Raw genomic sequence first — 24733 nt, 5'->3', positions numbered from 1 at the left:
AACCATTAGCTGAGATTGAATCAATAACAGAGGGAGGTTTCTGTGGCTCTATATGCCGATCTACACCGTCATTTGGGGGGATCTGTCGTTCCGCGCATTCTCTGGCGATACTTTCAACGCCATAGTCCCGAGCTAGCGCAGCGATTTCCCCGATATCGAGAGTTTGAAGAATTTTACACCCGCGAACGCAATACTCTAGATGAGTATTTAGAATTGCATACTCTAGTAGAAAGCGTTCAAACCGAACAAACTCTGCCTTACTTTATCTATCGCCTGATTCGGGGAGCCTATATCTTTGAGAATTTGGCGTATCTAGAATTGCGTTATACCCCTTATCTGCGTACTTCCGAGAAATTCAGCCAATTTGAGCGCATCGAACAAATGCGAACCATTGTTGAGATTGTCGGGAAGGCAAGTCAGGTAAAAGAGTATCCCATTGTTACCAGTCAGATTCTCTGCATGCACTCGCGGCTACCCTATGAGGTCAATAAAGCAATCGTCGATCTAGCAGCCGACATGAGAGATTACGTCTGCGCGATTGACGTGGCAGGCGGAGATGCTCACTATGCCCAAAGATTAGACGAATTTGTCGGATTGTACGAGTACGCGCGATCGCTCGGTCTCAACACCACGGGTCATCTTTATGAAACAACCGATGGCTGCTATCCCGAACTGCTTCCCTATTTAATGCGAATCGGACACGGCATTCAAATTCCCTTACTGTATCCAGAGTTATTAAAAGAAATCGCTCGGTATAATCAATGTCTGGAAATCTGCCCGACGACCTATCTGAAAACGGGGACTTTAGACAGTTTATACGAACTGAAAGTCGTCTTCGATCGCTGTTTTGAAGCGGGGGTAGATCTTGCCATCTGTACCGACAACGCTGGGTTGCATAACGTGCGTTTGCCATTTGAGTACGAAAATCTGCTCACGCAAGACGTAATCGATTTCAAACAATTACAAGCTTGTCAGGATGCAGCCTTTCGTCATGCCTTTGCTTGGCCTTATGGTCAGCGTCCTGCTACCCTATTAATGGGGTTGCTGCAAGAGACTTACTCAGAAGATGAAGAGGATAGCTTGTTGCCGCTCTAAGTCAATTTTTTGAAAGTGTTAGCGGTAGGGTGGGGACTTTTCATTAAGACTAAAGCGCCCACCTTACAGCTTTTTACTGTATCGGCTCCGTTTAATTAGTAATAAAATAATACATAGTTGTAGTGCGCTCATCGTAGCGTGCGCGTAAGCGCATACGTCTCGCTCGCGACCAAGCTAGTCGTTACTACTGATTCTTGTGGTCGTTATCCAGATTTGATATTAAGATCGCGCCATTGCTACTCAAGCCGCGTTAACGATCGCACTAAAGTTCTCTTCAATTAATAAATTTTTTCTGAGTTACTCAGCATTTACCAGAACTAAAGGCTCAAAATAGAAGTAGTCGTTTGATGCGATCGCAAAAATTATTGTTAGGATCCTTAAAATATGTTTCGATATGCTTATTTTCCTGGCTGTGTTGCCCAGGGGGCTTGCCGCGAGCTGTATATGTCCACAGCAGTTTTGACACAAGCACTTGGAATTGAATTGGTCGAACTCAAAAAAGCGGCTTGTTGCGGTTCTGGAACCTACAAAGAAGACTCTCAGCTTCTAGAAGATACCGTCAACGCTCGCAATATTGCCCTAGCTGAATCCCTCAATCTTCCCTTGCTCACCCATTGCAGCACCTGCCAAGGAGTTATCGGTCACGTAGACGAACGCCTTAAGGAAGCGAAGGAGAATAACCCCGCCTACCTCGAACAAGTCAACGAGTTTTTGGCAAAAGAACATTGTTCTCCCTACCGAGGAACCAGCGAAGTCAAACACTTACTTTGGGCGTTGGTGGGCGATTATGGACTCGAACAGCTACAGGAAAGGGTTACCAAAAAGTTGAGCGGGCTTAATTGCGCGGCGTTTTATGGCTGTTATTTGTTACGGGCGCAGAAATCCATCCCCTTCGATAATCCGTTTCAACCAGAGTCGATGGAAAATGTCTTTCGTACTCTAGGAGCAAATCCGATTTACTACCGAGGACGGACTCAGTGTTGCGGTTGGCCCCTTTCTAGTTACGCTGCCACCCAAGCCTTCAAAATGGCGGGAGCGCACATCCAAGAAGCGATTGAAGCGGGTGCGGATTGCATGGTAACCCCTTGTCCTCTATGCCATCTCAATCTCGATTCCCGACAGCCAGAGGTTGAAAAGGTCATTGGAAAAAAATTGGGTTTGCCAGTGTTGCACTTGCCGCAGCTAGTGGCTTTGGCAGTGGGCATAGAACCTGAGAAACTAGGACTCAATCGCCACGTCGTCTCGACCAAACCCATTTTGGAAAAACTAGGATTCTAATCGATGTCGGAGAAGATAATCCGCGCCCATGTTTTGGTTTCTGGACTCGTTCAAGGGGTTGGGTATCGCTACTCAACCGTAGATCGGGCAGAAAAATTAGGACTTAATGGCTGGGTGCGCAATCTTCCCGACGGCAGAGTGGAAGCTGTTTTTGAAGGAGAAAAAGCGGCAGTCGAAGAAATGATTCGCTGGTGCCGTCGGGGACCGTCGGCTGCTGTCGTTCAAAATGTTACTGTCGAGATGGGCGAACCAGAAGGATTGAGAGGATTTGGAGTAAAAAGATAAGAAGTGGTTATTAGTTAGTGGATAGTTGGGTTTCGACCAACCACTAATTCCTAACCAACAACATTAATTAGAATAGAAAATTGCAGGCTAAATAAAAGTTTATTTAAGAGGGGTATTTCGTGACGGTTAGAGTTCGCATCGCGCCCAGTCCGACAGGCAATTTACACATTGGGACAGCCAGAACGGCAGTCTTCAACTGGCTATTTGCCCGCCATCACGGCGGGAAGTTTATTCTGAGGATAGAAGATACGGATTTAGAGCGATCGCGCCCAGAATATACTGAAAACATCAAATCGGGACTGATTTGGCTAGGGCTGAACTGGGATGAAGGGCCGTTTTTCCAAACCCAACGCCTCGATCTCTATCGCCAAGCAATTCAAACGCTTCTCGATAAAGGGTTAGCCTATCGCAGTTATACCACACCCGAAGAACTCGATAAGATGCGAGAAGAGCAAATCGCAAGAAAACAAGCCCCTCGTTATGATAATCGCGATCGCAACTTAACCGAAGAACAACGAGCAGAATTTGAAGCCCAGGGACGCAAACCCGTGATTCGCTTCAAAATAGAAGACGATCGCGAGATTGCTTGGAACGATTTAATCCGGGGTAAAGTTGTCTGGAAAGGTAGGGATCTCGGCGGCGATATGGTGATTGCCCGCGCTGCCGAGAAGGAAGGGGAAGCATTCGGTCAGCCTCTTTACAATCTAGCGGTAGTCGTGGATGACATCGATATGCAGATTACCCACGTCATCCGAGGCGAGGATCACATTGCCAATACCCCAAAACAGATTTTGCTCTACGAAGCATTAGGGGCAACCGTACCGGAATTTGCCCATACGCCACTTATTTTGAATCAAGAAGGGCGTAAGCTATCCAAGCGCGATGGGGTGACTTCTATCGATGATTTCAAGAAAATGGGTTTCTTGCCCGAAGCAATGGCAAATTATATGACCTTGCTTGGTTGGACGCCGCCGGATGCAACTCAGGAAATCTTTACTCTCTCCGAAGCAGCAGAACAATTCAGCCTAGAGCGAGTCAATAAAGCTGGGGCAAAATTTGACTGGAACAAGTTAGATTGGCTCAACAGTCAATACCTTCATAAAATGCCAGCCGATAAATTGGTTGACTTGCTGATTCCCTACTGGCAAGAAGCAGGATATCAATTCGATCCCGAAAGCGATCGCGCTTGGTTAGAACAACTAACAGCATTAATAGCAGGAAGTTTGACTCGCCTAGCCGATGCCCCCAAGGAAAGTCGCTTGCTGTTTGGAGAGTCGGTTAAGTATAGCGATGAAGCTATCTCTCAGTTAAAGCTAGCCGGGGTAGCCGAGGTTATCAAAGCCGTACTAGAAGCAATTCAACCCGATCTCAGCGAAGCGAATGCTAAAGAAATCGTCGATCGCGTTACAAAAGCCCAAAACGTGAAAAAAGGATTGGTGATGAAATCGCTGCGGGCAGCATTGATGGGAGAATTGCAAGGTCCCGATCTGATTCAATCTTGGCTGTTGCTAAATCAGAAGGGCTGGGATAAAAGCCGCTTGCAACAAGCGCTAAGCCAGATTTAAATCAAACGAGCAACAACCGCCGAGGAATTAATTCCTAACCCAATCGTCGTTACTTCTGTCCGCTACAATGATTTGGCTGGGAAATTGGTAAGGCAGTATTTAGATCGCCCCATTCAACTTTTCAGCGCTGGCTTCTACAGATTTCGTTATAGATGGTAGCGACACGAGTGGAGGTTTAGGAGCCAGCTTTATCGTCGAGTGGGTAGCTCGAACAGAAGTTTCTGAGCCTGTAGTTGAGGCTGTTTTGATTAGTAGTGCTTTCCATCAGGGAATTTCTTGGATTAGCCCTGGCAAAATGATTAAAAGTCTCACTAAATGAGCGATCGCTTCTTAATACCTATGAATAAAGGCAAGCTACTACAAGCATCACAGGTTAACATCATGATTCAGGTGAAACGTCAGTTTCAAAGCTTTGAAGAATATCTGGTTTATGCCAATTAGCAGAAAAATAAGCGTATTAACACCAAAGCTAGCGTATTAATAGCAGCTTCAAAGATTAAAATTGGCAGGAAAAGATTCAGAACTAATGAAGGCTCTAAACCAATCCGACGAGACAATACCTCAGTAATCGGCAAACCTGCCAAAACTAACCCTGTAACGTAAGGAACTCGCAACCATCGCGGTAAAAGACCTACGCCAGTGGCAACGAGCAAGAGAATGACAAGAATTTGGACTAAAGAAGAGACATCCATTTAAATAGCAGCCATATTATATTGAAGAAATTACGGGACTGCGGCTGGCTCCTCGACGGGACGGACGATAGGAGGAGGTGTTTCTTCTTCCTCAAAAATCGCTTGTAATGACTGTTCGAGGGTTTGTGCCATGACGATGCGGTTTTCGTAGGCGACGATTACCCTGACTAGCGTTGGCAAGCTATTCTGAGTGGCTTCCAGATAGAGCGGTTCTACATAAAGCAGAGATTGCTCGATCGGAATTATCAAAAGATTGCCCTGAATGGTTCTAGAACCTTGGCGATTCCAGAGTGAAATTTGTTGAGAAATGACCGGATCTTGGTTAATCCGAGCCTCGATTTGTTCGGGTCCATAAACCAGACGCTGCTTGGGAAAGATATACAGCAATAATCTACCGTAGTTTTCGCCATCGGAACGCGCTGCCAGCCAAGCAATTAAATTCGTTCGTTGCCGGGGGGTATAGGGGAGAAGCAAAATAAATTCTTCAAAAGGAACGGTTGGCAAACTGGTAATTAAGTAATATGGCTCGACCAACTGAGGTTTATCGCCGTAGACTTCAGTGGGAATCTGCCACTGATCCTCCCGGTTGTAGAAAACCTGGGGATCGGTCATATGGTAGGTCATCAATTCCTCAGATTGAATCTTGAAGAAATCGACAGGATAGCGAATGTGGCGGCGGAGGCTAGCTGGCATGGCATCGAGCGGTTTGAATAGATTGGGGAAAATCTTCGACCAGGTGGTAATAATCGGATCGCTGGCATCGGCAATGTAGAAGTCAACGGAGCCGTGGTAGGTATCGATGACTACTTTGACGGAATTGCGAATATAGTTGATGCCTTCACTGACAGGATCGGAATAGGGGTAGCGATCGCTGGTCGTATAGGCATCGACGATCCAATAGAGATAGCTTGGAGGTTCGGTTTCGGGCTGCTGCGGATCGGCTGCGACTAGATAAGGGTCGCGATCGTACCTAAGAAAAGGCGCGATCGCGCGAATGCGCTGATTAATGTTGCGCCGGAACAAAACTTTCGTTTCAGGTCGAAATTCGGGCGTAACCACCATTCGCCAGTCATTCAAATATTTGGCAAACAGCAATCTCCGCCATAGAGAGCCAATGTTAATTCCACCGCGACCGTCGTAGGTATTGTACACATTTTCGCTGCCGCTGGGATAGTCCAGCTCTCTGACGCTGGTTCCAGTCATCACATAGTTGTTAGTAATCTGACCGTAGTAAATTCGAGGTTTGCCAATCGGAATCGCGTCGCGCACTGCCTCGCTAGAAACCGTCAGCGAACCCTGCTCGCCCACGCCGATATCCTTAACAAAATATTCGGGCAACCCGCCAGGAGCGACTGTATTCACCGGAGAGAGGGTAAAGCCATAACCGTGGGTATAGATGAGGTGACGGTTTACCCAGGTTTGAGCCTGCTGGGGCACGGCGCTGTAGTCTAGTTCCCGTGCGGCGATCAGAACCTGTCGCTGTTCGGTCTTTTTGTTTTCTGGTTTCTCTTTAGCAAAGCTATAGCGATCGATATCGGCATCTGGGAAGCGGTAGTAGAGGCGGATTTGTTGCAGCTGTCGGTTGGTTTCTAGAAGCGGTCGCTGATCCCAAAGGCGAATATTGCGAATCGTTAGGTCGTTTGCTTTTAGATCCGCTTGGGTGAGTTGTCCTTGGGGATCGAAACTTTGGGCGTCGATATTGTTGAGAGCGAATGCTTGTCGAGTCAGGGCAATGGTGCGCTCGATATAAGGTTGCTCTCGTTCTAATTCGTTGGGTTGGACGACCAAATATTGCACGGCAGTAGGTAGGGCTGCGCCAATGACGATCGCCAGTACTAGGTAAATCCCCAGTTCGTGGAAGATCAACCTGCGGCTAGAAGCCCCACGCACGGAAAAGAGCGCGTACCAAAACTGGTTAAGCGCGATCGCTAGCGCTAGGATACTCAGGAGCGTATTGGCTGGCAGCTGTGCCGTCACGTCGGTATAGCTAGCGCCATAGGATACGCCTCGCGCTGAATAGAGTAATTCGTAGCGACTAAGCCAAAAGCCGAAGGCAATTACTAGCATCAAACAGCCGCCTACTCCGCATAGATGGCGTTGTTGCTCCTTTGAAAACCCAGGAAAACGCCCTTGACTGAGACTATCTCCCGATAATAGATAAACTAAAAGGACGGCAACGAACCCATATAACGTTAATCCCGTTAGCCAAAGTTCGAGCAATTCCCATACAGGCAAAGTAAATACATAAAAGCTGATATCTGTACCAAATACAGCCTCGCTAGCCCCAAAAGGTGTCGGGCGAAAATATTGTAAGACTTTATCCCAATGTTCGGATAAGATCGATCCCAGCAGTAGACTCAGCACCACCGCGATCGCATAGAGCAAGAAACGAGGATAGATAAGTATGGCGATCGCCAACCCCGCGATCGCCACGAGATACCAACCCTGAGAACTTAATTGGCTTCCAAGCTGCCAGATGGTTTCGGGTCGAAGTCGGGCGGGAATGAGTGCGGTGACATGGGCTTGTTGAGGATCGGGATACCAATAACTGAAAACAATTTGACCGTAGTGAAGCAACATTAACCCAACTAGCACCCCCAAACTTAGCAACAGGGAAAGCAGCCAGTGCAATCTTAGAGGTTTTGGGGGGTGGAGCGTTTTTTGGTAAGAATACTTCTCCCATTGCCGCCTCTGTTGTTCTGTGCGACCCTTTCGGAAATCGCCCATTGATGGGTTGGGATACTTAAGCCGTTGCGCGAGGGAAAGATTGACCAGCAGGTAGCTAGCCGTTACGCCAAATACGGCTATCCATAACACGCTTTTGGTTATCAGCCTGAGTAAGTAAACTGGCAGATAATCGACTTCCCTAAACCAAAAAATTTCTGCCCCCAGGCTGCATGCTAAATCCAAGCCTAACCATAATCCCAGGAGTAGCGCGACTAATCGAAAGCTACGTTTCCAGAGCATGAAATTCTCGCTCGATTTACATTACGGTAGCTAAGGTATTTTCCTGACAAGGATCGACAGCTGGCTCGACCTGTCCTTGAACCGTCAAAATCGAACAGTGAGCATGATGAATGACATAATTGCTAGTACTGCCTAGTAAGAGTTCGCAGAGTCCTCTGCGACCTCGACGACCAACGACAATCAAATCGGCTTGCCAATTTCGCGCTACTTCACAAATGATTCGACCTGGATTGCCCAAAGTTTGGGCTACTTCGGCTGATATACCAAGATTATTTGCCTGCTCGGCAAGCGATCGCAAAAAATCAAATCTTTTTTGCTGAAACTCTTCCCACTTATGCGTATAGTATTTCCACGCTAACCTGCGCGTGCTTGAATACATGCCCTCATCAACAGGAGCTGGATACTCTTTATCGGTTGGAGATAAAACATGCAGTAGCAGCAAGGAAGCATTGGTCGCCTTGGCTAGCGCTAATGCTTTATCAAACGCGCGCTTGCTAGTTTCAGAACAATCTAAGGCAACTAAAATTTTGTTAAACATAAGAATGACCTCGCTTAGGTCGTCGGTTAGAGATACTACGTTTTTTGATGGCGGCGCTTCCTCTAACTTAGTGAAGGGGAAATCCGATCGCATTGTTGACTTTCTTAGGTTCTACAAAAATTATAAGAAGATAATTTGAAGAATTTGTGAGGAGATCGAGCCGCTTTGCGGCAATTCGCGCCAATTCGCAATTGCGATCGGTGGGGACTTGTACCCTTTTTTAATGGCGAATTGCGAACTCTGGCGAATTTCCTCTGTATGTCTTATATCTTCCTTGTGTAATTGTATGCCAAGAAACGCAAGATCTCGGCTTTCTCTTACATCTTGCACCATTCTTAGCTTTCTTCTCTTTCAACTGTCTCGTTGTCATTTTGTAGTCATTTTTATCTCTAAAACTGGAAAGAATAAACTTAAGAGGTTAATTATCTATGAATCGGAAAATTTTTGTAGCTTCAATCGCGCTAGCCTCAATTTCTGCACTGACAATTCCAGCTTTTGTAGGGGCGCAAACTACCCGAATTGAAGAGCTACAACAGCGTTCCCGTAGCATAACCGTATCTGGTGAAGTTAGGTCGGTTGTTGGCAATGATTTTGTTCTCGACGACGGTAGCGGAGAAATCATTGTCGATGCCGGACCGCGCTGGTGGCCCGAGATCGACATCCAACCGGGCGAACAGGTAACTGTGACTGGTGAAATGAGTAAGAAAAGTGGTGAGTTTAACGCTTTTTCGATTACCCGCGCTGACGGTTCTACAATTGAAATTCGTCCTGCCGACGGTCCGCCGCCTTGGGCAGGGAGACCTAACCGCGATCGTCCCGAACCTGCAAAACCAAGACGGTAAACTTTATTTAAAGATGGCGCGATCGCAATCTTCTTAAGTTTTTTACTGTTTATAGCTTTTGCGCTCCGTAACTCGACTCGAATGGGGACAAAGTGAGCAAACTTAGAAACGAAAACACAACAGACTACACGTCGGCTATTTCTGAGATAACAACACCCAAAAGGGCAATTTCTTTCGCGGATGCCATTGCTATCATTGTCGGGATCGTCATTGGCGCGGGCATTTTCGAGACGCCAGCACTGGTTGCAGCGAATACAGAAACTGCCCAAATAGCATTGCTAACTTGGTTGTTGGGCGGTGGAATCTCGCTAATAGGCGCTCTGTGCTATGCAGAATTGGCAACGACCTATCCCCATGCAGGCGGGAATTACCATTACCTGATGCGTGCCTTTGGCAACAAGATTGCTTTCCTGTTTGCTTGGACGCGGATGACGGTTCTTCAAACTGGTTCGATCGCGCTTTTAGCCTTCGTGTTTGGGGATTATGCTTCGCAACTGTTGCGCCTGGGAAACCATTCCGCTTCGCTTTACGGGGCGCTTGCCGTAGCCATTTTGACCGGACTCAATCTAATTGGCACCCAGCAGGGGAAGTGGACGCAGAATTGGCTAACGGCTGTCAAAGTCCTTGGCTTATTGTTAGTTATTGTCGCCGGTTTGGCTTTTGCCGCTCCTTCTGGTGCTGCTGCACCTGCCGAACCCCCATCCCAGAGGGATTTTGGGCTGGCTATGATTTTCGTGCTGCTATCTTACGGCGGCTGGAACGAAGCCGCCTATATTTCGGCGGAGGTACGCGATGTCAGGCGTAACTTAGCGCGATCGCTCTTTTGGAGTATCGGCATCATTACAACGATATATCTCCTAATCAATTTGGCTTATATCCGAGGGTTAAGTCTGGCAAGGATGGCACATTCAGAAGCAGTTGCCGCCGATTTAATGAGTCGCGTCCTCAACAGACCAGGTGTTGTATTTATCAGCCTCCTGGTTGCGATTTCTGCATTAGGCTCGCTCAATGCCACCATTATCACGGGCGCTCGCACGAATTACGCTTTGGGAAGAGATTTTTCGCTATTTATCTTTCTAGGACGCTGGCAACCGCGCAGCAGTACGCCAACGAATGCCTTGCTAGTGCAGGGAGCGATTTCCCTAGCGCTAGTCTTACTAGGAACTTTCACGCGCAACGGCTTTGAGACGATGGTGGAATACACAGCCCCCACCTTTTGGTTCTTTTTCCTGCTCACAACCGCGTCGTTGCTGGTGTTGCGCGTCCGCGAACCGCAGATATTACGACCGTTTCGAGTTCCCTTCTATCCGCTAACGCCAATTCTTTTTTGCCTTATCTGCGGTTATTTGCTTTATTCGAGCCTTGCTCTCACTAATGTCGGAGCGCTGATTGGCGTGGCAGTCGCGATCGCTGGCGTTCCGCTGTTGCTGTGGTCTGGGCGCTCTCAGTCTCGCTCTTAACCCACAATTAATTTAATTCGGAGAAATGTAATATGCACTTACCACGTAGTATCAAATTGTTGCTCGTTGGCGCAAGTCTCGGTAGCTTCTTTTTTGTCGGATGCACTCAACCACGGAAGTTTGCTGAAGCTCCGTCGAGCGCTCAAACCCAGCAAACAGCGCCTGACGCTCAAACCCCAGAACGCGAACCCGATGTGGTTTATGTACCAACGCCTCCCGAAGTCGTAGAAGGAATGCTCGAACTCGCCAAGGTAACGGGTGACGATGTTCTTTACGACCTTGGTAGCGGCGACGGACGAATTCCGATCGCGGCAGCACAAAAATATGGCACGCGCAGCGTTGGTATTGAGATTAACCCACAACGCATCCAAGAAGCAAACGAAAACGCTAAAGAAGCCGGTGTAACTGACAAAGTCCAGTTCCGACAACAAGACCTTTTCCAGGCAGACTTCAGCGAGGCGACCGTCGTAACGCTTTACCTGCTTCCCGAACTTAACGTGAAACTTCGACCCAGATTGCTTCAAGAACTCAAACCGGGTACCCGCATTGTTTCTCACGCCTTCGATATGGGCGAGTGGAAACCAGAACGCACCGTACAAATAGGTGGTAGAACCATTTACTTGTGGGTGGTTCCCGAAAATCCTCCTGCCAATCTTCTCTAAGATAGAAGAAATTTTATAAAACTCGTTGCTGATGGAGGGATAGTATTGTGCACGATCTCATAAAAACAAAACTATTCTTCTACAGCAACTGATCCGAAATTGAAGAAAAACGTTTTTTCTTTCTATTGACAGATAAAGTTGAGCCAGTAATCTGATAAGATTAAGACTTAAAAATAGCTGTTTAAGTTTGCTGTTAGTATTTTGTGAACGAACCAAATTTAAAAAAATTTTGGGAAAACTATTGGAAGCAATTGAATCATTCCAAGTTAATTCGCTATTTATTACTCTTCGCTTTTGGTTGGGCTATTATCCAAGTTTTAGCTTATTTTGAAACAGTCATTATCATTTTTATTTTTGCTGCCATTGTCGCTTTTTTACTCAATTATCCCGTGCAGTGGGTTTCTCGTTTTTTACCGCGCAGCATATCAGTTCTTCTAGTTTTTTTACTGAGTTTGCTGATTTTAGTAGGATTAATCGCTACTATTGGTTTTGCGATTCTTTCTCAGGCAGAACAATTACTGAGCCAAGCTCCTCAATTTCTGGAGTTTATTATTTCCTTATTAGAAAAAATACAAGAGACGCTGAATAATTGGAATTTTCAAGTAGATTTTGAGGCACTTGAAGCACAAGTGCGAGAGCAGGCAACAGCAGGAATTGGAGCGGGTTTAGCCACTCTTCATGGTTTAGTATCTAATCTAATCGATCTGATTATCATTGCCGTTGTGGCCTTTTTCATGTTGTTAGATGGCAAGCGGGTTTGGAATTTTGTACTCAAAGCTTTTCCCGATCGCATTCGTCAAGAATTAAATGAGGCAATCCAATATAACTTTTTGGGCTTTTTTTGGGGACGTTTGCTATTATCAATTTTCTTTGGAGTCTCCGTATATATTGTATTTATAATCATAGACTTGCCCTATGCATTGCTATTAGCCGCGATCGCGGGCGTATTCGATCTCATTCCCGGTATTGGAGCCACGATTGGAATTAGTTTAGTTTCTATAATTGCATTGCCTCAAGGAATTTGGCTCTCTCTTCAAGTATTAGTCGGTTGCATTTTGCTACAACAAGTCGAGGAGAATTTACTGATGCCTCGCATTATGCAAGGCTCGATTAATATGAATCCAGTCTTTATGTTCTTTGCTCTATTAGTAGGAGCTAGAGTCGCCGGATTGGTGGGGGTTTTCCTATCAATTCCGCTTGCTGGAGTGTTGATTAGTTTATTTGATATTAAAGAAATGCAGGGAAAATGATCGTTGAGATTTATAAAACACTAAAACCTCGTCTAACTCCCAATCCAAAATCTAAAACTTGTAGCGATCGCTGACAAATCTATCCTTTCATCCAAAATCTTGTTATGCGTTACAGTATCATGCTTCAACTGGTGGCAATTATTACCCTAATTTTTCTTGGTACGGCGGCGCTGTTTGCTTGGTTGCAATACCGTCCGGGACCAGAAGAACAAAGTTTGCAGATGACGCGAAACGAGCTAATATAAAATTCCTTTTTTCTGGCTACAGATGAAGAGAGAGAGATGAGTGGGGAGTGTGGGGATTAAACAAGGAATTCGTAGCAGGCATTTTTGAAAACGATATGAGGAGATTGGGCAAGCGATGAACGCAAGCAACGATTTAGTGGCAGAAACCTGGGAAAGGTTGGAAAAATCGATTATTTATTATCGAGGTCGTCCAGTCGGGACAGTCGCCGCCAACGATCCGGAGTTAGAGGCGCTCAACTACAATCGATGCTTTATTCGCGATTTTGTCCCATCGGCGCTGGCTTTTCTCATTAAAGGCAGGTCTGAGATAGTTCGCAACTTTTTGATAGAGACGCTTTCCCTACAGAGTCACGAACCGCAAATGGACTCTTTCAAGCCGGGATCAGGATTGATGCCAGCTAGTTTCAAAGTCGAATTAATAGATGGCAAAGAGTATATCACTGCCGATTTTGGCGAACACGCGATCGCGCGAGTTCCGCCTGTCGATTCTTGTCTGTGGTGGATTATCCTGTTGCGAGCTTATGTGAAAGCTACGGGCGATATTTCCCTTGCCCAACAAATTGAATTCCAACAGGGCATCCAATTAATTTTAGAAATGTGTTTGGCACATCGGTTCGCCATGTACCCGACCATGTTAGTTCCCGATGGCGCTTTTACGATCGATCGTCGTATGGGTGTCTACGAACATCCGCTCGAAATTCAGGTGCTGTTCTATGCTGCCTTACGTGCCGCTAGAGAACTTCTTTTGCCCAACAACGATAACTGCTCGTGTATTTCTAGCGTCAAACAACGCCTAGTTCCCTTGACTTATCATCTGCGCGAATACTACTGGATCGATCTCGAACGTTTAAATGAAATCTATCGCTTTCGGGGCGATGAATTTGGTACAGAAGTTGCCAATCGATTTAATATTTTTGCCGAGTCAATTCCTGGTTGGTTAACTGAATGGCTACCTAGAAATGGAGGTTATTTGGCAGGCAATCTCGGTCCGGGACGAATGGATTTTCGTTTCTTTGCTCTAGGAAATCTAATGGCAATTATTACTGCTTTAGCCAGCGAACGAGAATCGCAGCAAATTATAAATTTAATCGAGCAACGCTGGGACGATTTGGTTGGCGAAATGCCGATGAAAATGTGTTTTCCCGCACTCGAAGGTCTGGAGTGGAAAATCGTTACGGGAGCCGATCCTAAAAATCGTCCCTGGTCGTATCATAATGGTGGCAATTGGCCCTTTCTACTTTGGTTACTCGTAGGAGCTGCAATAAAAACCGATCGCATTGAGATTGCTGAGGAAGCGATCGATATTGCTAAAAATTACTTAAGTGAGGATGAATGGTCGGAATATTACGATGGAAAAACAGGTCGATTGATTGGCAAACAAGCCAGAAAATATCAGACTTGGACGATCGCGGCTTTTTTAGTAGCAAAAGAGCTAATCTCAGATCCCAGTCATTTAGAATTGTTGAGTTTTGAACGAGAATAAATGATTTTTTTTATGGGATTAAACTCGAATAAAAAACAATTTTTCTTTGAGCGCGATCGCTATTTTCAGAAATTAATTGCTATCGTTGGATTCCTGAACTTAACTTTGGTATTTTTCGATCTCACTTATATACCCTGGCGCGATTTTTATCTGCAAATACTGCCAGCTTTAACTCAAATATACGACCCAGTTAAAGGGATCGAACCTCACCCGGAAACGCAAAACTACCTCGATAAAGTAGACGCATTGCAAGCGCAAGTTTTGCAGACTGGATTAACTTCTCCCCAGACAGAAAATTTGTTAAGCGAGTTACGTCTTTTAAGTAACCGTCTTATTGAAGAAAATCCTTTTGATGTAGCAAATAAAAGCGGGACTCTAGCCAAAATCAAAAACGAAATGCGCTTGCATACTAACGAGCAATCTGCCAGAGATGGTTTTGCTACGTTTTGGAGTCAAGCTTATCTTTCTCAAACTGATTGGCGATCGCAAATTAATTTTTTCAATTCTCTAATTCGACCTCTCATTCAAAGTAATTACTATCGAGATATTAATAAATTTGGGAATTTTATCGATCGCTTTTGGTTGCTCGATTTACCATTTATTATTATTTTTGCTCTCGACGTACTAATACGCACTTATCATATTAGTCGTAGCAATCCGAATTTGAATTGGCTAGAAGCTATCCTGCGGCGTTGGTACGATCTGTTTTTATTACTTCCCTTCTGGAGATGGTTGCGAGTTATTCCAGTCACTATTCGTCTTTACCAAACCAACTTAGTGAATTTGGAACCTTTACGCAAGCAAATCGATCGCGATTTTGCTATTAATTTTGCTGGAGAACTCACAGAAATGGTAGGCGTTCAGGCAATCGACCAGATGCAAGACGCGATTCGTCGAGGAGATTTGGCACGCTGGTTATTTCATCCCGAAACTCGCCGTCCCTATATTCAGGTTAATAATATCAATGAAGTGCGAGCGATCGCAGCTCGCTTATTCAACGTCAGCATTTATGATGTTTTGCCAAAAGTTCAGCCAGATCTAGAAGCTTTAGTCCATCACAATCTTGAAAGAACTCTCAATGAATCTCCAATTTATCAAAAAATCCAAAAAATTCCTGGGTTGAGTCATTTATCCGTCCAAATTACCGAAAATTTGACTAAAGATTTCTCTCAAAGACTCTACAATAACTTAATCAAAGCACTTGAAGATCCGGTCAGCGCTACACTGATGGCTAATTTGATTGAAAAGGTTATCGATGCCTTTGAAGAAGAACTCCAAAAAAAGCAAAATCTGCCAGAAATTCAGTCTTGGTTGATTAGTTGGCTAGAAGAAATAAAAATTAATTATGTAAAAAGAATTGCTGAAAGCGAGATAGAAAAAGTGGTTGAAGAAGTTGAAAATTTAAATTACTTAGTGAGACGGTAAACAGGCAATAATAGGAGTGGCGCAGTTGCGGGTTAGAAATCCGGGCTTCTGTAGGGAAAGATCGGGGCACTGCCCCTACATTTGCTGGAGTGCGTAAGTCCATAATAAATTAATTGGGAATGATTACAATCTCAATTCAGTCATGAGTGAAGCAGCGATTGAAGACAATCTCAAACAATTTCTTTTAGTTCTCGCCGTGTCTTTGAGCGTGGCAACGCTGCCTCAAATTGTTAGCTGGTTTCGCCAAATTCCCTATACCTTACTATTGGTAATCGTTGGTCTGGGTTTGGCATTTGTTAACGTTCGCCTCGTCGATTTGTCGCCCGAATTGATCCTGTCAATTTTCTTGCCGCCTCTGCTGTTTGAAGCGGCATGGAATTTAAGATGGCTAGATTTAAAGCGCGATTTATTTCCCATTTGTTTGTACGCGATCGCGGGAGTCGTCATTTCAATTTTAGGAATTGCGTTGGGATTAAATCAACTTGCCGGATTGCCGCTAACAACTGCGTTACTGGTGGGAGCAAGTTTGTCTGCCACTGACCCAGTTTCTGTAACGGCGCTATTTCGAGAGCTGGGCGTAGAAAGACGTTTAACCACCTTAATGGAAGGGGAAAGCCTGTTTAACGATGGCATGGCGGTAGTGGCTTTTAGTTTTTTGGTCGGACTGCCGCTAGGAACTAAATCGTTAGAAATTCAATCGATTTTAATACAATTCTTTTCAGTAGTCGGCATCGGTCTCGCAGTTGGCAGTTTAATTGGTTTTGGCATTTCCTACCTCACGCAACGGTTCGACTTGCCATTGGTGGAGCAATCGTTAACTTTAGTTTCGGCATATGGCACTTATTTGATTACAGAAGATTTAGGCGGTTCTGGAGTCATTGGAGTCGTTACTACGGGGTTAATTTTGGGGAACTTTGGTTCGCGCATCGGCATGAATCCCCGCACCCGCATCATCGTGACAGAGTTTTGGGAGTTTCTAGCCTTTTTTGTCAACTCGATCGTTTTTTTGCTAATTGGCGATCGCGTCGAGTTTGCCGTTTTGGGAGAAAATTTAGGAACCATCGCCTTGACGGTAGTCGCGATGATTGTGACGCGAGCCTTAGCAATTTTCGGTTTGAGCGGTTTGAGCAATAAACTGGTTAAATCGGACATTCCCTTACAGGAGCAAACGATACTTTGGTGGGGCGGACTGCGAGGTTCGGTGTCTATCGCTTTGGCATTGAGCATCCCTACTATCCTATCCGAACGAGAGGAGATCGTCGCTACAGTCTTTGGAGTCGTCTTATTTACGTTGCTCGTGCAGGGATTAACCGTCAAGCCGTTGCTAGAGAAGCTAAACCTACTGGGCGACCAACCGCTACGCCAGCAATATGCAGAAGCGATCGCGCGTTTGACTGCCCTCGATCGCGTTCTTCAACACCTCCAACGAGTCGAAAAACGTCCGGGAGTCGAACCAGAATTTTATCGCTATCAAGAGCAACTCGTTAAGGGAGAATTAAACCGCCTGCAAGAAGAAATAGAGCGATTGCAAAATGAATATCCCAATTTACAAAACTTTACTACCGAGCAACTGCGCCAAGAATTGATGGCAACTGAAGCGGATACCTATGCCGAATTGGTCAAAGCCGGTCGATTGAACCGAGAACTCGCTCCCTTCCTCCAACAGAATTTTCTTGAAGGCAGCGATACTTAATCTGAGTTCGGCGTTAAGCTGGTTCGATCTTGACCTAAGGGAGCAAATCGGAGGCTACTTTCCCGTACAATCTATCTAGAAGGCGATTTAAGCGATCTACATTGTTTGCAAGCGATGAAATATATCCTAAGATTAGCTATTTTCTTATTAGCATTAACTATTTTGATTTTTCCTTTACCAGCAAAAGCGGCAAGTTCTTCAGCCGTCACTGGAGCAGCCGCAAGTTTTGAAGATAAAAATCTGAGCGGTCAAGATTTTTCCGGTCAAAATTTACAAACCGCTCAGTTCACCAACGTCGATCTAACCTCTGCTAACTTTAGCAATACTGACTTGCGCGGGGCGGTTTTTAACGGTTCCGCTCTCAAAGAAACCAATCTGCACGGCGCCGATCTCACTAACGGTCTCGCCTATCTGAGCAGCTTTAATGGCGCCGATCTCAGCGATGCGGTTTTGACAGAAGCAATCATGTTACGCACTACTTTTGATGGAGCAAATATTACAGGAGCTGACTTTACGCTTGCCGTTTTAGATGGCGATCAAGTCGCTAAACTGTGTACCATAGCATCTGGGGTGAATTCTAAAACGGGCGTTGAAACGCGAGCTTCATTGGGGTGCAATTGATGAAAAGAAAACGAGTTGGTGTCATTGGCGGCGGTCAGTTGGCTTGGATGATGGCAAAAGCTGCCCAAAAGTTAGGGATAGATTTGGTTGTCCAGACTCCCCATCCCGATGACCCAGCCGTTAAAATTGCAGCCGAAACGATCCTAGCCGCCGTAGACGATGCGGCGGCGACTGTTCGGCTAGCTAATCGCTGCGATGTTATTACCTTTGAGAATGAGTTTATTAATTTAGAAGCTTTAAAGCCTTTAGCAGAGAGAGGCGTTTGCTTTCGCCCCAGCTTGGAGGCTTTATCGCCTCTGTTGGATAAATATCACCAACGCTGCTATCTCAAAGAGATTAGATTGCCAGTCCCTCGCTTTATCGCACTAAAGAGAGATGATAATGCTTTCTCCTGCGATCTTAAATTAAACTTTCCCATCGTTCTCAAATCCCGCCGCCACGGTTATGACGGACAGGGAACTTTTATTATCAGCGATCGCGATGAGCTAGAAGCCATCTACAAGCGTTTTCCAGACGCTTCATGGTTGTTGGAAGAATTTATCCCCTTCGAGCGGGAACTAGCGGTTATAGCTGCTCGTAGCGTCGCTGGAGAGGTCGTAATCTACCCAGTTGTAGAAACTTATCAGAAAGATCGCGTTTGCCATTGGGTTATTGTCCCAGCCGCTCTCGCACCGGAAATCGAGTTAGAAATAGAAAGAATTGCCCGTCATTTGCTAGAAAAATTGCAAGTTGTCGGCGTTTTTGGGATCGAGCTATTTCTCACCCAAGATGGCAAAGTATTAGTCAATGAAATCGCACCGCGAACGCACAATTCTGGACACTACACCCTCGATGCCTGCGAAACGTCTCAGTTTGAAATGCAGTTGCGGGCAGTGACGGAGTTGTCATTAGGCTCGTCTGCTCTAAAATGCTCGGGAGCCGTGATGGTAAATTTGCTAGGCTACGAGCATTCTCACAGCAATTATCAAGAAAAACGCGATCGCATAGCTGCCATTCCCCATGCCTATCTTCATTGGTACGATAAAACCGAATCTCGTCCCGGACGCAAGTTAGGACACGTGACGGTTTTACTAGAGTCAGAGACAGCAACTAGCTCGTCTCAAAGCGTAAAAGAGCAATTGTTAGAAATTGCCCGAAAAATCGAAACGCTTTGGTATGGAGCTTAGGAATCCGTTGAATGAGCGTCGCGATCGCATAATTCTAACCCAAACGCGATCGAGATGCTCGCACTCCCAGCGAATGGTTCTTTAACAGGCATTCTCAAATCCCGCTAACACGTTGACAACATTCAAACCTAGCTCGTCTACCGCATAGCCTCCCTCCATTACGAATAAAGTAGGCTTATTAACGCGAGCGATCGCTTCGCCCAAACGCAGGTAATCTTCTTTGTGAAACTGAAACTTGAAGATGGGGTCTTTCTCGAAGGTATTGACACCGAGAGAGACGACGAAAGCATCTGGGGCTGTAATTGCGGATTGCTCGAATGGCATCCTCTAGCGGCTCTCGATAGCTTGTCCAATCGGTGCCCCAAGGGAGGGGATAGTTCTGATTGTAGCCTTCTCCTGCCCCTGCGCCTCGTTCGTCGTCGTAACCGGAAAAGTAAGGGTATTCCTGACGGGGATGGGCATGCAGCGAGACAAACAGGAGATCGCGGCGATCGTAAAAGATTGCCTGCGTCCCGTTGCCGTGGTGGTAGTCTACGTCTAGAATAGCAACTCGTTCTGCCCCCGCGTCTCGAAAGGCTTGGGCTGCGATCGCGGCATTATTCAAAAAGCAATAACCCCCATAGCAGTCGCGGGCGGCGTGATGACCGGGCGGGCGACAGAGGGCAAAGACGGCGCGTTCTCCTTTCGCGACGAGTTCCTGCCCGGTGAGGGCGACATTGACAGAGGTAGTAGCAGCCCGCCAAGTGCCAGAGGTAATCGGCGTTCCCGCATCGAAGGCGTAATAGCCTAGCTTGCCGTCGCTGGTTTCTGGCACTTTATCGTGACGCATTGCTCGTCCTATCCAGGTAAAAGGAAAGGCATCTCCTTCTCCACGCACAAGTGACCATTCGTCCCAGGCAGTTTGCAGAAAACGAACGAAACTTTCGTCGTGGACTCGCAGGATCGGAGATAAGCCAAAATCTTTGGGCGGTAGGACGTGACCCAAACTTATCTCGCGGATTTGAGCCAGTACTGTTTCTGCACGGCGGGGATGCTCGAACGGCGGGCTGAATTGCCCGTCAACTAACTCGAATCTAGGGTTGTGGTATTGGTGGTCTTGGCTGTAAACGGCGAACATCAAACGTACTGGCAACCCGAAACAAATAAGCTTCTCTATTTCTCAATATCCCACAATAATTTTCCACATGCCAATTGCCAGTAACGTAGTGCATAAATGCTGCGCTAACAGTAATTTAAAAATTTTCCTGGGCGAAAAACCATAACGCGATTCCTTCCTGAAAAATAAAAGTGGAATAAAGTGGAAGAAATTAATGGGACTGACATCCCCAACTCATCTAGTTACTCTAAAACTGAAAGAGGTTCTAATGGAACTTCAGAAAGCTGTAGATAGTTGGAGGTGTGAGATGAAAGAAAAATTCTGGCTAGCTATCGTTGTTACTTTTTCGTTAAACCTTTTCTTCTTTAATGAAGGAGCTAGGACATCAGTCAAAGGAGGAGAAAGTCTTAGCTATCTTCCTAATGCAGTTGCACTGTTTAATGACCCACCAAAAGGGAAGTAAATCAACGTTAGGTTGGTGAACTATCTTCAACGTTGGTCTCATTTTCAATTAATTCAAAAAATTGTGAAATCTGTTGAGTAGATCTGATGTGATAAACACTTTTGGTGCTTTGAACCTGCTTGATATACTCGCGATATTTTGGGGTCAAATATTTGTGACATAGCCAAAGCACGCGGTAGCTACTCAGCGAACTCTTCAAGATTGGACTCTTTTGGGGCCAGCCTTCGGGCGGTTTAAAGCGACCTACGAGCAGTCGTTTAGTCACCCACCACAAATGTACATATAGCGGTAGATCGACAAAAACCAGACTATCCGCCTCGTTCAGTCGTAGCCATAGGGTTTCCATGCAACCAAACCCGTCAATAATCCATCGATCGGTCTCCAAAATTTTCTCATGGGTGTGCTTATAGTCTTCCTGTGGAACCTCAATGCCCCCCGATCGATATTTAATCTTGTCTAAGACGTAAAGTGGCAAACCAGTGATTTGGGATAATCTCTTGCTTAGAGTTGATTTACCGCCTCCAGCATTGCCAAACACCGCTACTTTTTTCATCGCCACTCTCCTTTTAGTGCAATCGAGTCACCTCGTAGACTAGATTGAGGAATGAAACCCAGCGATCGCAAACCTTTACATACCTAACAACTGCTTGTACCGGACGGACGAGCGATCGCCATGATAGTTTCAGATTTTGCAGTGCGATCGTCTTAATTGTAATACACCGTCAGTTCGAGTTGCTCAGAGATTAGGAATAATCTAATCATTTAGTAGCAAAAATTTAACCAAACCGATTATGTTGTGTGTTGAGGATTTGTTAGCACTTGAGTTATTTCAACAACTTTCCATCGAAATAGGATGCTACCCCGACGAATTCAAATTTATTTCAATATCCCACAATAATTTTCCACATACCAATTGCTAGTAACGCGGTGCATAAATGCTGTGCTAACAATAATTTAAAAGGCTGACGAGCAATTTTTTGGGTCAAGATAACCGATAAAATAACGCCAGCGACTAATGTAGTTCCTTGCAAAAAAGCCGTTACTGCTGGGTGTACGACTAAGATTGGCAGTCCTTCGCCTGATAAACCAAACGTTGCAAAACTGACGGGTAAGATTCTGCCTGCTTCTCCCAACCAAAGTCGCAAATAATGGGCTAAATTTCCAGCGAGAACTAAGGGTAAATATCCATAAGCCAACTCGACGAAACGGCGAGGCTTAATCTTTTGAGTCGCTTGATAAATTAATCGCATTACTCCGTAGCCAACTAAGGGAATTAATGCGGGCAAACTTAACGCAACCACCGATACCCAAAAATGCGTCCAAAACTGCGTTAAATCTAAGTGAAATCTGAGCCTTTGTTGGATCTCTGGCAAGCGATGCAAAAAGACTAAATCTAATAACAACAACAGCAAGGCAACTTCATAACTTCGAGGAACGTGAGTCGTCCATAATTCAATACCTGGAGGACGCAAATTAAACTCTACCGAACGATGGGGACAAGCTTTCAAACAAGTCATGCAAAGAACGCAATCTCGATTGTCTTCTAATTGCGCTGGATGGGAATACAAAGGACAGCCATTTGTTTCCATTCCCTCTCCTTTTTGAGAACCTCCTTTGTAACATTGATAGGTCGTACATTCAGCCGAACAAATTCCCTGTTGTGCCCGTAATTCTGTCATCGAAAGTTTGGCAAACATGCCATTCATGCCGCCGATAGGACATAAATAGCGACACCAAAAACGCCGTTCAAAAATAGCAGAGAAAATCATCGCTCCCGCCGTAATTAATAACAGCAAACAAGAAGATAGATAGGCAGTATTTTCTAAATCCCAAAGTTCTTCCCACAATAAAATCAGAGCAAATAAGCCAAATAAAAACCAGCCGCCCCATTTTTCTGCTGCTTGTCGGGGCCATTTTTTTAATTGGCGGGGAAACAACCATAAAGAGAGTTTTTGGGTGACTTCGCCATAAATCATGAACGGGCAAATCGCACACCAAACCCGTCCAAAAAAAGGAAAAACCATTAATACTAAGGGCCACCACCACGCCCAAAATAAATTGAGGGCAAAGTTTTGCGATCGCGTTTGCGGTCCAACAAATAAAATGACGTTAAGGAGAGCAAAAGCCGTTAAAGTAAAGCCATAATTAATGCGATCGGGCCACCAAGAACTTCGGAGAAATTGACGCAAGACTGGATAAGCATTTAAAAGATTTAAACGAAATTGTTTTTTCTTACCTTGGGAGGGCCAAATAACTTCTTCGGTAATATCTGCGCATCCTTGTAATTGGACGATCGCCCGTTCGAGTAAATTCGCTAATTCCCTTAAATTGTTCGGAAAATCGTAGGCTTGTAGCCGTCGTAATGCTTCTGGTACGATGCGGCTTTTTTTCATTCCTTTCGCACGACAGATAAGGCTGATATAGTAATTAGTTAAATCTTCTAAATCGCCTTTGCGAACTCGCAACGGCGGAACTTTGATTGAGTGCCCAACCAAAGATGCGATCGCGGCAATATTTTTTTCAGAGATAATAATTATTCGCGCTTGAGAAGTTTTTTTCTCGGCTAAAGATTCTCCCGGACGAGTAACGGGAATATAAGTATTTGTTTGCAATAATTCTGCAATGGGTTGTAGTAATTCTGAGGGTAGTTCCTGAATATTATTTAAAATGAGAGTTCCTTCTCCTACTGCTTCGAGTAAGCCCATTTTTCCGCCCGCACGACCAAATAAATCTGCCCCGTTAGCTTGTAGGGTAGAACAGTTAATTTTAATAATTGGTTTGCGGCGATAGGAAGAACTAAAATGAATGAGCGCGGCGATATTATCTTTTTCCAATCCAGGTTCGCCAAAAATAAGAACCGATTGCCGATTTTCTGAAGCTTGTTTGATTTGCGATCGCAGTCGCACGGCATAGGAACTTTTGCCAATAATTCCTCGTTTTGCTTTAGTAACGAGATAGGGTCGCAAAATTGTTTGGCGTTCTTGTTCAAAACTTAGTTGAGAAGATAATTGTTCGAGTTCTCGCGCGAGTTGTTGCGAAAAAGTTTGTGTAATTTCGGGATATTGCTCGATTAATTCTTGAAATTTTTGGGCGCTAAGGAACCAAAATTCACATTCAGTCAGCGTAACGATCGTATCTCGAACGGGTTGCTTTAAGATTAGCGCTTGTAAGTTAATAACCGTTCCAGGTAATAAACCCAAATTTCGCAAGCGATCGCTCTTATTTTCGCTTTCTAAACGACCCGATCGCAAGATATAAAGTCCGTCGGCAGAAGTTTCTTCCTCAACTAAACATTGGTTAGCCGATACGACTCGTTCTTCTAAAATCGGTGCAATTGCTTCGATGACATTGGGAGCCAAAATACTTAAAGCTGTCCGTTCTTGCAACCATGTTACTAAGCTGGGAATAGTCATAGTTGGCTTTCCGATTCAATCTTACTTTTATTCTATTTTCAAAGAGAGCGCGATCGCCAAGAGAAAAACTAAAATTAAATTTGCTATAGAAAAATTTAGTTAAATATATTTGGAAACTTCTATAAGATTGCAATCGGGGTCGCGAAGATAAATAAAGCGTATCTTACCTGTTGCTCCTGTCCGTTAGACTATTCCTTCTTCTATCGAAATTCCACACTTTTCAAGATGAATTATAAATTTTTATAAAGGAATGGTACTGATAAGACCAAAATCTGCTGAGCCAGAAGTAAGACGATCTGCTTTAGGTTCAAACTCTCTGCCAAGCTCGTGCAAATTTATTTTGCTGTTCCCAAACTTTAGTGCTTTCCTTCCTTGTCCAAAGGTCACTACTTCTATTCCTAGAATTTGTGAATAAAGCTCACAGGTTTTTTCTAGAGAATGAACAGTTAAAACAAAATGATACATCGTTTAGAGAAAGAAAAGAAAGCAATTAC

Annotated in this window: 20 protein-coding genes and 4 pseudogenes; 17 read left to right on the top strand and 7 right to left on the bottom strand. The window is 45.0% G+C overall.

Annotated features, from left to right (window positions below):
- Positions 1 to 42: 42 nt before the first annotated feature.
- The 5 genes and pseudogenes from PLE7327_RS08700 to PLE7327_RS26460 form a co-directional block, all read left to right on the top strand.
- The gene (locus tag PLE7327_RS08700) at positions 43 to 1095 is read left to right on the top strand and encodes an adenosine deaminase (RefSeq protein WP_015143475.1); all 1053 of its coding nucleotides are present in this window, start codon (positions 43 to 45) and stop codon (positions 1093 to 1095) included.
- A gap of 384 nt (positions 1096 to 1479) precedes the next feature.
- Positions 1480 to 2373: a CoB--CoM heterodisulfide reductase iron-sulfur subunit B family protein gene (locus PLE7327_RS08695; protein WP_015143474.1), complete on the top strand. Its 894-nt coding sequence runs from the start codon at positions 1480 to 1482 to the stop codon at positions 2371 to 2373.
- A gap of 3 nt (positions 2374 to 2376) precedes the next feature.
- Positions 2377 to 2658 carry an acylphosphatase gene (locus PLE7327_RS08690; RefSeq protein ID WP_015143473.1) on the top strand — a complete coding sequence of 94 codons (282 nt, stop codon included), beginning with the start codon at positions 2377 to 2379 and terminating at the stop codon, positions 2656 to 2658.
- A gap of 119 nt (positions 2659 to 2777) precedes the next feature.
- Positions 2778 to 4223, top strand: a complete 1446-nt coding sequence (gene gltX, locus PLE7327_RS08685) for a glutamate--tRNA ligase (RefSeq protein ID WP_015143472.1) — start codon at positions 2778 to 2780, stop codon at positions 4221 to 4223.
- Between the two features lie 36 nt (positions 4224 to 4259).
- A pseudogene (locus tag PLE7327_RS26460) lies at positions 4260 to 4542 on the top strand (DUF3124 domain-containing protein); the annotation flags it as partial.
- 154 nt (positions 4543 to 4696) lie between these two features.
- Here PLE7327_RS26460 and PLE7327_RS08680 read toward each other — a convergent pair.
- The 3 genes and pseudogenes from PLE7327_RS08680 to PLE7327_RS08670 all read right to left on the bottom strand — a co-directional run.
- Positions 4697 to 4915, bottom strand: a pseudogene (locus PLE7327_RS08680) (sodium:proton antiporter); the annotation flags it as partial.
- 30 nt (positions 4916 to 4945) lie between these two features.
- Positions 4946 to 7882 carry a UPF0182 family protein gene (locus PLE7327_RS08675; protein WP_015143469.1) on the bottom strand — a complete coding sequence of 979 codons (2937 nt, stop codon included), beginning with the start codon at positions 7880 to 7882 and terminating at the stop codon, positions 4946 to 4948.
- 16 nt (positions 7883 to 7898) lie between these two features.
- The gene (locus tag PLE7327_RS08670) at positions 7899 to 8513 is read right to left on the bottom strand and encodes a universal stress protein (RefSeq protein WP_015143468.1); all 615 of its coding nucleotides are present in this window, start codon (positions 8511 to 8513) and stop codon (positions 7899 to 7901) included.
- A 335-nt stretch (positions 8514 to 8848) separates the two neighbouring features.
- Here PLE7327_RS08670 and PLE7327_RS08660 point away from each other — a divergent pair, with 335 nt between their 5' ends.
- From PLE7327_RS08660 to PLE7327_RS08620, 10 genes are all read left to right on the top strand, one after another.
- Positions 8849 to 9262: a NirD/YgiW/YdeI family stress tolerance protein gene (locus tag PLE7327_RS08660; protein WP_015143466.1), complete on the top strand. Its 414-nt coding sequence runs from the start codon at positions 8849 to 8851 to the stop codon at positions 9260 to 9262.
- Positions 9263 to 9354: 92 nt separating this feature from the next.
- A complete protein-coding gene (locus PLE7327_RS08655) occupies positions 9355 to 10722 on the top strand; it encodes an APC family permease (protein WP_015143465.1) in 1368 nt (455 codons plus the stop codon).
- A 32-nt stretch (positions 10723 to 10754) separates the two neighbouring features.
- Positions 10755 to 11384 (top strand): class I SAM-dependent methyltransferase, encoded by a 630-nt coding sequence (locus PLE7327_RS08650; RefSeq protein ID WP_015143464.1) that lies wholly within the window; start codon positions 10755 to 10757, stop codon positions 11382 to 11384.
- A 203-nt stretch (positions 11385 to 11587) separates the two neighbouring features.
- Positions 11588 to 12634: an AI-2E family transporter gene (locus PLE7327_RS08645; RefSeq protein WP_015143463.1), complete on the top strand. Its 1047-nt coding sequence runs from the start codon at positions 11588 to 11590 to the stop codon at positions 12632 to 12634.
- Positions 12635 to 12738: 104 nt separating this feature from the next.
- Positions 12739 to 12879 (top strand): hypothetical protein, encoded by a 141-nt coding sequence (locus PLE7327_RS24790; protein WP_015143462.1) that lies wholly within the window; start codon positions 12739 to 12741, stop codon positions 12877 to 12879.
- A gap of 115 nt (positions 12880 to 12994) precedes the next feature.
- The gene (locus tag PLE7327_RS08640; protein ID WP_015143461.1) at positions 12995 to 14362 is read left to right on the top strand and encodes a glycoside hydrolase 100 family protein; all 1368 of its coding nucleotides are present in this window, start codon (positions 12995 to 12997) and stop codon (positions 14360 to 14362) included.
- 12 nt (positions 14363 to 14374) lie between these two features.
- The gene (locus PLE7327_RS08635) at positions 14375 to 15787 is read left to right on the top strand and encodes a hypothetical protein (protein ID WP_051036524.1); all 1413 of its coding nucleotides are present in this window, start codon (positions 14375 to 14377) and stop codon (positions 15785 to 15787) included.
- Between the two features lie 142 nt (positions 15788 to 15929).
- Complete coding sequence (locus PLE7327_RS08630) at positions 15930 to 17480, top strand: Na+/H+ antiporter (protein WP_015143459.1); 1551 nt, start codon at positions 15930 to 15932, stop codon at positions 17478 to 17480.
- A 114-nt stretch (positions 17481 to 17594) separates the two neighbouring features.
- Positions 17595 to 18101: a pentapeptide repeat-containing protein gene (locus PLE7327_RS08625; RefSeq protein WP_015143458.1), complete on the top strand. Its 507-nt coding sequence runs from the start codon at positions 17595 to 17597 to the stop codon at positions 18099 to 18101.
- Entirely contained in the window at positions 18101 to 19267 is a 1167-nt protein-coding gene (locus PLE7327_RS08620) for a 5-(carboxyamino)imidazole ribonucleotide synthase (RefSeq protein ID WP_015143457.1), read from the top strand. The genes PLE7327_RS08625 and PLE7327_RS08620 overlap by 1 nt, the downstream gene beginning before the upstream one ends.
- Before the next feature lie 81 nt (positions 19268 to 19348).
- Here PLE7327_RS08620 and PLE7327_RS08615 read toward each other — a convergent pair.
- Positions 19349 to 20384 (bottom strand): annotated as a pseudogene (locus tag PLE7327_RS08615) (histone deacetylase family protein).
- A gap of 286 nt (positions 20385 to 20670) precedes the next feature.
- Here PLE7327_RS08615 and PLE7327_RS08610 point away from each other — a divergent pair.
- Positions 20671 to 20826, top strand: coding sequence for a hypothetical protein (locus PLE7327_RS08610; protein ID WP_186005374.1), 156 nt, complete (start codon positions 20671 to 20673; stop codon positions 20824 to 20826).
- A gap of 7 nt (positions 20827 to 20833) precedes the next feature.
- Here PLE7327_RS08610 and PLE7327_RS08605 read toward each other — a convergent pair whose 3' ends face one another.
- Complete coding sequence (locus PLE7327_RS08605; protein ID WP_015143455.1) at positions 20834 to 21379, bottom strand: adenylate kinase-like kinase; 546 nt, start codon at positions 21377 to 21379, stop codon at positions 20834 to 20836.
- Positions 21380 to 21423: 44 nt separating this feature from the next.
- Here PLE7327_RS08605 and PLE7327_RS25215 point away from each other — a divergent pair, with 44 nt between their 5' ends.
- Positions 21424 to 21573 carry a hypothetical protein gene (locus tag PLE7327_RS25215; RefSeq protein ID WP_217523355.1) on the top strand — a complete coding sequence of 50 codons (150 nt, stop codon included), beginning with the start codon at positions 21424 to 21426 and terminating at the stop codon, positions 21571 to 21573.
- A gap of 134 nt (positions 21574 to 21707) precedes the next feature.
- On the opposite strand, the gene PLE7327_RS08600 is transcribed toward PLE7327_RS25215, so the two are convergent.
- Positions 21708 to 24239, bottom strand: a complete 2532-nt coding sequence (locus PLE7327_RS08600) for a sigma 54-interacting transcriptional regulator (protein WP_015143454.1) — start codon at positions 24237 to 24239, stop codon at positions 21708 to 21710.
- 99 nt (positions 24240 to 24338) lie between these two features.
- Positions 24339 to 24704 (bottom strand): annotated as a pseudogene (locus PLE7327_RS26455) (VOC family protein).
- Positions 24705 to 24733: the final 29 nt, after the last annotated feature.

The organism is Pleurocapsa sp. PCC 7327 (assembly GCF_000317025.1).
GTDB lineage: Bacteria > Cyanobacteriota > Cyanobacteriia > Cyanobacteriales > Microcystaceae > Hydrococcus.
The sequence above is the reverse complement of the archived record's forward strand: the minus strand, read 5'-3'. Positions and strand labels throughout refer to the sequence as shown.